Annotated in this window: 8 protein-coding genes; 4 read left to right on the top strand and 4 right to left on the bottom strand. The window is 48.9% G+C overall.

Going from position 1 to position 11,816, the window contains the following annotated elements:
* The first annotated feature begins 112 nt into the window (after window positions 1-112).
* The 3 genes from EOO49_RS02020 to EOO49_RS02010 all read left to right on the top strand — a co-directional run bounded on the left by EOO49_RS02020 (window position 113) and on the right by EOO49_RS02010 (window position 2,788).
* On the top strand, window positions 113-1,561 hold the full coding sequence (locus tag EOO49_RS02020; protein ID WP_290842235.1) for a glyceraldehyde-3-phosphate dehydrogenase: 1,449 nt from the start codon (window positions 113-115) through the stop codon (window positions 1,559-1,561).
* A gap of 83 nt (window positions 1,562-1,644) precedes the next feature.
* Window positions 1,645-2,106 (top strand): DinB family protein, encoded by a 462-nt coding sequence (locus EOO49_RS02015; RefSeq protein ID WP_290842233.1) that lies wholly within the window; start codon window positions 1,645-1,647, stop codon window positions 2,104-2,106.
* Window positions 2,096-2,788 (top strand): hypothetical protein, encoded by a 693-nt coding sequence (locus EOO49_RS02010; RefSeq protein WP_290842231.1) that lies wholly within the window; start codon window positions 2,096-2,098, stop codon window positions 2,786-2,788. Before EOO49_RS02015 ends, EOO49_RS02010 begins: the two co-directional genes overlap by 11 nt.
* Before the next feature lie 145 nt (window positions 2,789-2,933).
* Here the strand turns inward: EOO49_RS02010 and EOO49_RS02005 are convergent, their stop codons facing one another.
* From EOO49_RS02005 to EOO49_RS01990, 4 genes are all read right to left on the bottom strand, one after another.
* Window positions 2,934-4,340 (bottom strand): amino acid permease, encoded by a 1,407-nt coding sequence (locus EOO49_RS02005; RefSeq protein WP_290842229.1) that lies wholly within the window; start codon window positions 4,338-4,340, stop codon window positions 2,934-2,936.
* A 67-nt stretch (window positions 4,341-4,407) separates the two neighbouring features.
* Window positions 4,408-4,959, bottom strand: coding sequence for a DNA-3-methyladenine glycosylase I (locus EOO49_RS02000; protein ID WP_290842227.1), 552 nt, complete (start codon window positions 4,957-4,959; stop codon window positions 4,408-4,410).
* On the bottom strand, window positions 4,956-5,267 hold the full coding sequence (locus tag EOO49_RS01995; protein WP_290842225.1) for a MazG-like protein: 312 nt from the start codon (window positions 5,265-5,267) through the stop codon (window positions 4,956-4,958). The genes EOO49_RS02000 and EOO49_RS01995 overlap by 4 nt, the downstream gene beginning before the upstream one ends.
* A gap of 237 nt (window positions 5,268-5,504) precedes the next feature.
* Window positions 5,505-5,786 (bottom strand): hypothetical protein, encoded by a 282-nt coding sequence (locus tag EOO49_RS01990; RefSeq protein ID WP_290842223.1) that lies wholly within the window; start codon window positions 5,784-5,786, stop codon window positions 5,505-5,507.
* 326 nt (window positions 5,787-6,112) lie between these two features.
* On the opposite strand from EOO49_RS01990, the gene EOO49_RS01985 reads away from it, so the two are divergent.
* The gene (locus EOO49_RS01985; RefSeq protein ID WP_290842221.1) at window positions 6,113-11,740 is read left to right on the top strand and encodes a Calx-beta domain-containing protein; all 5,628 of its coding nucleotides are present in this window, start codon (window positions 6,113-6,115) and stop codon (window positions 11,738-11,740) included.
* Window positions 11,741-11,816: the final 76 nt, after the last annotated feature.

Below are 11,816 nucleotides of genomic sequence, written 5' to 3'. Positions count from 1 at the left end.
TGGACGATTTAAAGATTTCATTGCGAAAAAAGCAGGTTTTTATTTTACGAAAACGATTGAAATATTTTACATTTGCCGAAAATTTCACGAATTCACTAATCTTCACAACTAAATGACTACAGCCAGTTTATACGAGAAGGAAGTTGCCTACCAAGCCGACAGAAGACGCGCCGCGGTAGAATTCATCCGGATCGTGTCCGACCTTTGGTACGACAAATCGATAGAAATGGTCTTGTTCCGCAATCAACTTTTGAATTGCAATGTGAGCGACATCATCAACTTACACGAATATGCGGGAGAATTCGTCGGGAAACCGATTTCGGTATTCGATTCGGTCGAGATTGCAAAAGCGATCTTGTCGATGGATTTGCCGCCTTCCAAACTCGACATCGGCAAACTCACGCACGAATATCGTTCGGAAGACAACCATTATCCAAATGCGACCTCGTTCATCATCGATAAACTCGCCAACGCACGCGATTTCAAGAACAACAAACCCAAAGACGTCGTGCTTTACGGATTTGGCCGAATCGGGAGACTTTTGGCGCGCGAGCTCATGTCAAAAACCGGAAAAGGCACACAAATGCGGCTTCGGGCGATCGTGACAAGGGACAAAAACGACGCGGTTTCACTTGAAAAACGCGCTTCCTTGTTGCGATACGATTCGGTTCACGGCGATTTTCAAGGTTCGGTCATAGCCGATGCCGACCAAAAAGCGCTAATCATAAACGGAACGACTGTTCACGTGATCACCGCAAATTCACCCGAGGAAATCGATTACACAGCCTACGGATTCGACGATGCGTTGGTAATCGACAACACCGGAGCGTTCACCACGAAAGAAGCTTTGTCGCGACATCTCAAATCAGGCGGCGTTTCGAAAGTGCTTTTGACCGCGCCCGGAAAAGGCATCCCGAACATCGTTCACGGAGTAAATCACAACGAATACGATCCGGACGACGTCGATATTTTCTCGGCGGCTTCGTGTACGACGAACGCAATTACTCCTATCCTGAAAGCCGTCGAAGACACTTTGGGCGTCGTGAAAGGCCATCTGGAAACGATCCACGCTTACACGAACGACCAAAATCTCGTCGACAATATGCACAACAAATACCGTCGCGGACGTGCAGCGGCGCTCAATATGGTAATCACCGAAACGGGCGCCGGAAGCGCAGTCGCGAAAGCATTGCCGTCTTTGGCCGGAAAACTGACCTCGAACGCGATTCGGGTTCCGGTTCCGAACGGTTCGCTTGTGGTCTTGAACCTCGAAGTGGAACGCGAAACTTCGGTCGAAGAAGTGAATTCCATCATGAAAAAATATGCTTTGGAAGGCGAACTCGTCGAGCAGATCAAGTATTCGCTCAACAATGAGTTGGTTTCTTCGGATATCGTCGGGACGAACGCACCGTCGATTTATGACAGCAACGCGACAATTGTTTCTCCGGACGGAAAAAGCATCGTGCTCTACGTTTGGTACGACAATGAATTCGGCTACAGCCACCAAGTCGTGCGGCTTGCAAAATACATATCGAAAGTGCGTCGTTACACGTACTATTAAGATTTTACGCTTGACTGACTATGAAAAATCCGTCATCGTTTGGCGGATTTTTTTGTACTTTCCATCGAGCAAAAAAACTACCGATGAAAGAAAAGGACAGAATCATCAAGCTTTTCAAGGAATTGTACAACGGCGATCCTTGGCTCGACAGTTCGATAAGCGGCAATTTGAGCAACATCGATGCCGAATGGGCGGCGCAAAAACCGCGGCACGTCACCAACTCGATCTGGGAAATCGTGAACCATTTGTCGATTTGGCGCGAAGTCGTTCTGGATCGCATCAACGGAGCCGAAGCCGATACACCAGATCACAATTATTTTCTTCCGATTGCGGACAAATCTGAAAAAGCCTGGAGCATTTCGCTTCGGAAACTCGAAAAATCACAGGAAGATTGGCTGGGTTTTCTTGATAAATTGACAGACGAGAAACTTTCCCAACGCTATCTCGAAACGCATTACACGGTTTACGACCTGATTTTCGGGATCATGCAACACGACGCTTACCACTTGGGACAACTGGCTTTACTCAAGAATTATGAGTTGTAGCAGCGCGATTGGTTTTGTATTTTTGCTTTGGACGACTTTCGGGTTTTGCCAATTTGGGATCGTAAATGACCCGGACGGTTTCTGCAACGTCAGAAGCGAGGCAAAATTCGGGAAAAATATAACCGACAAACTCGCGAACGGTTTTGTGGTCTACGTGTTCGAGCCGAAACAAAATTGGAGCAATATCGATTACTACAAGGAAGGCAAAGACAAAAACGGATTCATTTACAAAGACCGGATCAGATTGGTATCCGATTTTCCTCAAATTCCGTTGAAAACGAGTAATTCCGAGAACGCAATTTTAGAAACCGACAAGATTTCCATCGAACTCATCCAAACCAGATTCATTCCGAAAAACCACAAATTCGGTTACTTCCAAAACAACAATGCGATCGTTACCGAAATCGACGGTGCAAAATTCTTCGGAACTGACGGAAATATCCCGAAGCGCGAATACCAATCGATCAAAATCACGATTGACGGAAAGCCGATCGAACTTCCAAAAACCGCATTTCGCGATCTGTACGAACCGACGCTTCACAACACGCGTGCGAACTACGATGAAACCAACGATATTTTATACGTTCATTCGTCAAACAGCGACGGCGCCGGCGGTTATGACGTTGTCTGGATTGTCGAAAAAGGCGAATATAAAACGCGTTCGGTCGAATACGGATTTTAGAAAGGGACGATTAGATCTTTTGTAAGTGTGACAATTCTAATGAACTAAAATGTCCGTAATGGTCAAAATCTAATCCGCAAAAAAACAGCGATACGTATTTTACCTTTCAATCTTAATGAACTTAATGTCCTTAATGGTTCAAAATTTAAGACTCTTTCGGTTTCGTCAGATAGTAAACCGGAATCCCGATCAACATGATCAAAACGCCCCAACCGCAAGTGTCGGTCTTGAACCACAAAAGCGAAATCGAGATCGCCGTGGCAACGACAATATAAAACGCGGGAAGAATCGGGTAACCGAAAGCTTTGTAAGGACGTTCGGCGTTCGGCATCGACTTCCTGAGTTTGAAAATCCCATAAATCGTGAGAATGTAGAAAATCAGGACAATGATCACGACGAAATCGAGTAAATCGCCATATTTTCCGGTAAGACAAAGCGCCGACGCCCAAACGCATTGCACCCAAAGCGCCCACGCCGGAACGCTGTGCTCGTTGAGATTGGCCGCTTTTTTGAGGAAAAGTCCGTCTTTGGCCATTGTGTAGTAAACGCGTGCCCCGGCCATGATGAGTCCGTTATTGCAGGCGAAGGTCGAAATCATGATCATCACCGCGATGATGTAAGTCCCGATTCCTCCAAAAATATATTCCGAAGCCACGACCGCAACCCTGTCAGACGGAGCGTTCGCGATTTCCTGCATCGGCACGACCGCAAGATACATGACGTTCGCCAACACATAAATCACACTTACGGTCAAAGTTCCCAAAAACAAACTGAGTCCGACATTCCTTTGTGGATTCTTGATTTCCCCGGCGATAAAAGTCACGCCATTCCAAGCATCGCTCGAAAAAAGCGACCCGACCATTGCCGCAGAAATCGCGCCCATCAGGGCTGTTCCGCTCACGGGCGACCAGATTCCGGATTCGGTATCGAGACTTTGCGTAAACATGCCCGAGGCGAAATTGGCGTCCCAAACTTCTGACTTGGCCGCGAGCAAAAGTCCGAAGAGAATCAATCCGGCAAGCGAGAGAATCTTGATTATGGTGAGAACCGTCTGCAGGATTTTGCCGTTCTTGACGCCTCGACTGTTGATGTAAGTCAGGAAAATTATCGTCGCGATCGACACCAATTGTGCCGCGCTCAACTTGAAATTATCCGATTCAAAAAGAAAGTTGTTTTCTGAAAACGGTTCATACAGATAAGCCGCGAACTTCGAGAAAGCCACGCCAACCGCGGCGATCGTTCCGGTTTGGATCACCGCGAAAAAACTCCATCCGTACAGGAATGCGGTCAATTTTCCGTAAGCTTCCTTGAGGTAGACGTATTGTCCGCCGGCTTTTGGAAACATCGCGCTCAATTCGCCATAACTCACTGCTGCGATTACGGTTATCAATCCCGTCAACGCCCAAATCAGCAAAAGCCACGAGGCCGATCCGACTTGTCTTACCATATCGGAACTCACGATGAAAATTCCCGAGCCGATCATCGACCCAACGACGAGCATCGTGCCGTCAAGCAGTCCTAATTCGCGTTTGAAGTGTTCTTGTTCTTGCATTTTTCGGTTGGTTGGTTTCGGCTAATATACTCCAAAACGCGTTTCGTTTCCCCAAATTTGTCCTCGCCTATTTTTGCATCCACATCGGATTCGACTTGAGCACTTTGGCGTGAACCGGACAGTTTTCGACGTGCGCGCCTTCGAGATATCCGATGCTCATCAGGAACTCGTTCACGATCTCGCCTCCGGTGAATTTGAAGGTTTTTTTGAACAATTTGACCCATTCTTCCTTGGTTTTGGGATGATTGGCCTCAATCCATTTCCCGAAAGAACCGAATTCCTTTTGCAACTCCAGAATCTTTTTGGCATTCTCGATCGCCGCATTCACTTTGAGCTTGTTTCGGATGATTCCGGGATCTGAAAGCAATCGTTCGCGATCCTCTTCGGTGAAAGCCGCGACCTTCTCGATGTTGAAATTCGCATAAGCCTTGCGGAAGGTTTCCTCCTTTTTGAGAATCGTTTCCCAACTCAAGCCGGCCTGGTTGATTTCCATTACGAGACGTCCGAAAAGTTCGTTGTCGTCTTCGATCGGGAAACCGTAGTGGTTGTCGTGATAGTTTTTGTGCAACGCTTTTCTGGCTTCGGGTTGCATGTTTTCGATGGCGGAACAATAGCTCATTTTACGATTTTTTCTGTTTTGGATAAAAATTCGGTCGTAGCCGATTCGATGTCGATTCCCATTCTGTCGGACAAAACTGTGAGCCACCAAATGCTTTCGCCGATTTTGTGCTTGAGTTCGTCCTGCGTATTTGCTTTTGGCCAGCGACCTTCGTGCGACATGACCTGGCGTCCGACCAAAGCCGCATCGGTCAAAAACGCCAAAGCATCTTCTTCGACCGACCACTTGCTGCCGTGGTGCGCGACTTCCAATTTATGATACGCTTCCCTGATTTCGCGGGAGCGGTTTTTGAGTTCGGAGAAATCCATTGTGGTTGTTTTAGGATGCCAAATTTACGGATGATTGGCGCTGCTATTTTGTTTTGCCGCTGATTTATCGATGTGATTTTGCACTCCAACAATTCGTGCATTGCTTGCGCCAGTTCGCGTTGCTTGGGTCGCGGCGATTATTCTCAACCGCGAATTTGCGAATTTCCGCAGGTTTCCGATTCATGATATCGGTTTCATCCGGACAAAAAAAAAATCCACTCGAAAGTGGACTCATTGTTACTTGCAAAGGTTGATTTCCTTTCCGCTGTCGCTGTCGGCGAACTTCTGCAGCAGTTTTCCGTCGACGTAAACCTCGTAACCTGCTTTTACTGGCACTTTGGTTTTCTCTCCAGATTTGTACTTGCTTGTCGACGAAGATCCGTCGGCGCGAACGCGGACTTCTACTTCTTTTCCGCAGTTGTTTTTTAGGTACACGTCGAAATATCCGGCGTCGACCGTGGCGGACATTGTCGCGAAAGCAACCAACACAAGGGCTGCGAACGATTTGAATGTTTTCATTTTACTGGTTTTAAGGTTGTCAATACTAACAATTTAATTTGGATTGCCAATGCCAAAAACGGATTTCCTGAAATTCCCGACGCTTCTACGACCAAAAGCGACGTTTGTTCATCCGCCCGATTTTCAGCTGCCGAATTCGATAAACTTGCAGTAAAATGGGCACTAAGCAAACTCGGCTTATCGCGTCGAAATCAGCTTGTAACCGTAACATTATTTTCTACATAAAAAAATCAGTAACGCAAAAACCCCAACTATTTATTTCCTATCTTTGCGGGATTTTTTTTACAAAATCCATTCAATCAACGAACAATTAAACTACAACGATTTTGAAACAGAATTACCTTTCCGTGAAGGAAAAAACGTGGCTTTCGCGATTTTCCCTTTTCTCGATCCTGGCGCTTTTGCTTTGCTGCCAGACGGTTTTTTCCCAATTGACGATTCCCGCGGGAAACACTTACAACTCAGTTGACGAGCGTCCATTGGGTTGCTCTTATGCGCACGACCGCGTGGCTTCGATTTACAATGCCGCCGAGTTGAATATGCCTGCCGGATCAATCGTCACAGGCATTCGCTATTACATGCAAGCTTCGTCCGGCACTCCGAAAAATACACCTGTCAAACTGTGCATGAGCAATGCCGGAACAGGTTCAGGCGGTTATACTTCGTCGATTTATTCGAATGTCTATTCGGCTTCGGCCGTGGTTTATTCGGGAACTTTGCCGGCTGCGAATTTCGTGACGGGTCGCTGGATTTACATTCCGTTCCAAACGCCATTTACTTACTCCGGAAACAACATCGAGGTTGTCGTCGAGACGAATGCCGGAACGAACAACACGGAATTTTCGAACGCCAAACAATTCAGGTGGTCTTCGGGTTCGAACAACTGCTCGATGACTTGGTACGCGTTCAGCTCTCCGTTCAACAACAACCAATACGGCGTTCCGCAAAGCAGGAAACCGAACATCCAATTGCTTTACACTGCGACCGGACAAGCGGGCAATGTTTCTTTTGACAACGCCCAATTCAACGCTTCCGAAAACACGACTGCAACCATTTTGGTAAATCGAAATGGCGGATCGACGGGCGCGATCTCGGTAAATTATGCCACAAGCGACGCAACGGCTACCGCGGGATCAGATTACACCGCGGTTGCGGGAACTCTATCCTGGGCTGACGGCGACAACACGCCAAAAACCATAAGTGTTCCTATCAATGCCGACTTTGTGCTCGACAATGGCGAAACGCTTACGCTGACACTTTCAAATCCGACGAACACGACAATTGCCAACGGCGCAACCGCTACACTTACAATCATCGATGTTTTGCCTCCGATGCAGGGAACTTACACCGTTGGAAACGGAGGCGATTATCCGTCTCTTACCAACGCGGGCGGAATTTTCCAAAAGATCAACACGAACATTGCCGGCGTTTCCGGACCGCTTACCATCAACATCATCTCTGACTTGACGGGTGAAACCGGAAACATTCCACTCAATGAAATCGCTGGCGGACACGCTGTTTTGATCCAGCCTTTCGGCGCTGCGAGAACCGTAACCGGCTCGGTAAGCAACAGCATCGACAATCTTGGTTTGATCCGATTCGAAGGAACAGACAACGTAACCATCAACGGATCGCTCACGGGAGCAACGGCTGCAAGTTGCCAGATCGGTGGAGACGCTTCTTTGCGACAACTCACTTTTGTGAACAATACGGCCGGAACTTCTGCGGTACTCTTGTTTCAATCGCAGGCAGCCGGCGCAAACAACAATACCGTCAAGAATGTCAACACTGTAGGATATTCGCCTGCCAACGGCTACGGCATTATGTTCCGCGTGTTTCCAAATTCGATTGCGGTTCCGTCTGCTGCGCACAATGAAAACAACCGCATCGAAAATTGCGCGCCCAGAAAAACCTCCATCGGAATCTACTCGACAGGCGTAAGCACATCGAACCAGAACAGCAATTTGGTGGTTACCCAAAACGACATCACCGGAACGGGAGCAGACCGCGTTTCCAGAAACGGCGTCTACATCTTTTTCGAGGCGAATCCGCAGGTGACGTTCAACAAAGTATACGTGAACAACATTACAGGCAGCAGCGCCAGCGAAACAGTAGGTTTGGCCATTGGGGCGGCCCAGGCGTATGCAAACACGGTAAGCAGTGGCGGAATCAGCGGTGCTTTGGTCGCCAACAACTGGATAACGGGCGTCGTAAGCACCGTAGACTTGGGCGGTTCAACAGCAGGAATCGCGATTTCCGGAACGGCATCAGGCGCTCCGAACGTCGTGCAGAACAACATGATCAGCAACGTATCGGGTTTGTCACAGAATACTTATAATGTCGCTGGAATCTGGGTTGTAGGTGCCGTTGCATCGGTCACCAAACTCTATAACAACACGATCAACCTGTACGGCGATCGCGGCTCGGTTTCCAACCAATCGCCAAGTTACGGCATCGCGCTTTCGGGTCTCGATCCTTCTTTGGAAATGAGAAACAATATCGTTTCAACGACACAGATCGCTACTGGCGGAGGTGCTGTTAAAACTTACGCGTTCGGAACATTGAGCACGACTTTCGTCAACCTTGTTTCAAACAATAACGTATTTTTCAGCGGTGGCGTTCAGGACGGCGGTTTCCGCTCTGGCGGTCTTGTAAACAATGCGGGGACGAGCTATGCGACTTTGGCCGCCTGGACCGCAGCGACTGCAAAAGACGCCAACTCGATCGAAGTGCAACCGGTTTTTGCTTCAAACAACGACTTGCACCTCGTGGCGGGAAGCAATCCGACGATTGACGGCATCGGAGCACCGATTGCAAGTGTCACGACCGACATCGATTGTTTGCCGAGAAATCCTTTGACTCCGACGCCTGGCGCAAGCGAAAGCAACGTTGCCGGATTCGCGATCTCGGCTTCTGCCGGAACAAACGGAACGATTTCTCCTGCGGGAACGACAACTGTTCCTACGGGAATGAACCAAACTTACACCATTACGGCCAACTGCGGATACACGATCCAAAGTGTTTTGGTCGACGGCATTTCACAAGGCACGATTGCCACCTATACTTTTACGGGAGTTGCTGCCAATCACACGATCAGCGCGACTTTCTCGGCAATTTTGCCTGCGATTTCCGCCTCGGGAACGACGACTTTCTGCCAAGGCGGAAGCGTCACTTTGACCTCATCGTCAACCACAGGAAACATTTGGTCAACGGGCGCGACAACGCAATCGATCACAGTTATTTCTTCCGGATCTTACACTGTTTCGGTCAACAACGGAACTTGTACTTCCGCTCCATCGGTTGCGACAGCAGTTACGGTAAATCCTGCTCCGGCAACTCCGACGATTTCAGCTTCGGGAGCGATAACTTTCTGCCAAGGCGGAAGCGTCACTTTGACCTCATCGGCCACGACCGGAAATACTTGGTCAAACGGAGCCACGACACAATCGATCACGGTTTCAGCATCCGGAGCATATTCAGTTACGACAACGAACGGAACTTGTCCTTCGGCAGCTTCGGCTTCCACGACAGTTACGGTTAACCAGATTCCGGCCACGCCGACGATTTCTGCGTCTGGCGCAACGACTTTCTGCCAAGGCGGAAACGTTGTTTTGACTTCATCTGCAACGACAGGAAACGTTTGGTCAAACGGCGCGACAACACAATCGATCACCGTAACTTCTTCAGGAACTTACACGGTTTCGGTCACAAACTCAGGTTGTACTTCCGGAACATCGGCAGGAACGACGATTACGGTTACGCCATTGCCGGTTGCTCCGACGGTTTCAGTTTCGGGCGATACGACATTCTGCCAAGGCGGAAGCGTCACTTTGACTTCGTCGATTGCCACCGGAAATCTTTGGTCAAACGGCGCGACGACACAGTCTATCACGGTTTCGGCTTCTGGAACATATTCGGTAACGACGACAAGCGGCGGATGTACGTCTGCAGCTTCGGCGGGAACGACTGTTACGGTTAACCCACTTCCTGCAACGCCAACAATCACGGCAACCGGAGCTACGACTTTTTGCCAAGGCGGAAATGTGACGTTGATTTCGTCTGCGGCGACCGGAAACCTGTGGTCAAATGGTGCGACGGCGCAATTCATCACGGTTTCAACTTCCGGAACTTATTCGGTTTCTGTAACCAATGGAACTTGTACGTCTGCAACTTCAACCGGAATCACGGTTACGGTCAATCCGACGCCTGCTACTCCGACGATTTCTGCATCTGGCGCAACGACTTTCTGTCAAGGTGGAAATGTTGTTTTGACTTCATCTGCAACGACCGGAAATACTTGGTCAAACGGAGCGACGACGCAATCAATCACGGTTTCAACTGCTGGAACTTATACAGTTTCGGTGTCGAACTCAGGTTGTGGTTCAGCAATCTCTGCGGGAACGACGGTCACGGTTAACCCGATTCCGACTACGCCGACGATTTCTGCATCTGGCGCAACGACTTTCTGCCAAGGCGGAAACGTTGTTTTGACTTCATCGGCTACGACCGGAAATACTTGGTCAAATGGCGCGACGACGCAATCAATCACGGTTTCAACTTCTGGAACTTATACGGTTGCTGTGACGAGTTCAGGTTGCGGTTCAGCGATTTCTGCGGGAACGACTGTTACGGTTAATCCGATCCCGGCCACTCCAACGATTTCTGCATCTGGAGCGACGACTTTCTGCCAAGGTGGAAATGTTGTTTTGACTTCGTCTGCAACGACTGGAAATACTTGGTCAAATGGACAAGCTACACAATCGATCACGGTTTCTGATTCTGGAACATATTCAGTTTCGGTTTCAAATTCCGGATGTTCGTCTGCAACTTCGGCTTCGACTTTGGTTACGGTTAACCCGATTCCGGCCACTCCGACAATTTCTGCTTCTGGGGCGACGACTTTCTGCCAAGGTGGAAACGTTGTTTTGACTTCATCGGCAACGACCGGAAATACTTGGTCAAACGGAGCGACGACGCAATCAATCACGGTTTCAACCGCTGGAACTTATACAGTTTCGGTGTCGAACTCAGGTTGCGGTTCAGCGATTTCTGCGGGAACGACTGTTACGGTCAACAATCCGACGACTCCGAATTTCGTTACTGCCCTGACGTTTTGCGCCGGAAGTTCGGCTCCTTCATTGGCGACGACTTCCCAAAACGGAATTTCGGGAACCTGGAATCCATCGACAATCAACAACTCGACTGGCGGAACTTACACATTTACGCCGAACGCGAACCAATGCGCGACATCAGTGACTTTGACCACGACGGTCATTCCATTGCCTGCGACTCCGACGATTTCCACCTCCGGAGCGACGACTTTCTGCCAAGGTGGAAATGTTGTGCTGACTTCATCGGCGGCGACCGGAAACACATGGTCAAACGGACAAACTACACAATCGATCACGGTTTCTGACGCCGGAAACTATTCGGTTGTCGTGAACAACGGCGGCTGTGATTCTGTGGCATCGGCGGCGACTTCGCTTACCGTAAATCCTGCCCCGAACGCATCGGTTACCCAAAACGGCGGAATCGTCAATGCGACGCAAACCGGCGCGACTTATCAATGGTTCACCTGCTCCACTTTGGCGATTGCCGGCGAAACCGGGCAAACCTTCACTCCGACTGTTGTTGGCGATTACTATGTCGTGATTACGGTTGGCGAATGTTCAGTCACTTCTGACTGCATTTCGGTTACCGAATTGGGAACACGCGATCTTGGGCACGCCAAATTCAAGGTTTACCCGAATCCTGTGAACGACATTCTGAACGTCGAGTACACCGACCAATTGAGCGAGGTGCAGGTTTTCAACATCATCGGACAGATCGTGATCTCGAAAAACGTGAGCGCGACTTCGACACAGCTTGACATGACGCGTCTTCCGGCGGGAACATTCCTCGTGAAAGTTTCTTCGGGCAACGCTTCCGAAACCTTCAAGATCATCAAGAAATAATTGATTTCAAACTAGCTGAAGCCCCGAAAGCAAATTGTTTTCGGGGCTTTTTTTTGTACTAAAATCGTCATAAACC

The sequence above is a fragment of the Flavobacterium sp. genome (assembly GCF_004295795.1).
Classification (GTDB): Bacteria; Bacteroidota; Bacteroidia; order Flavobacteriales; family Flavobacteriaceae; genus Flavobacterium.
This window is presented reverse-complemented; position numbering and strand designations above follow the sequence as displayed.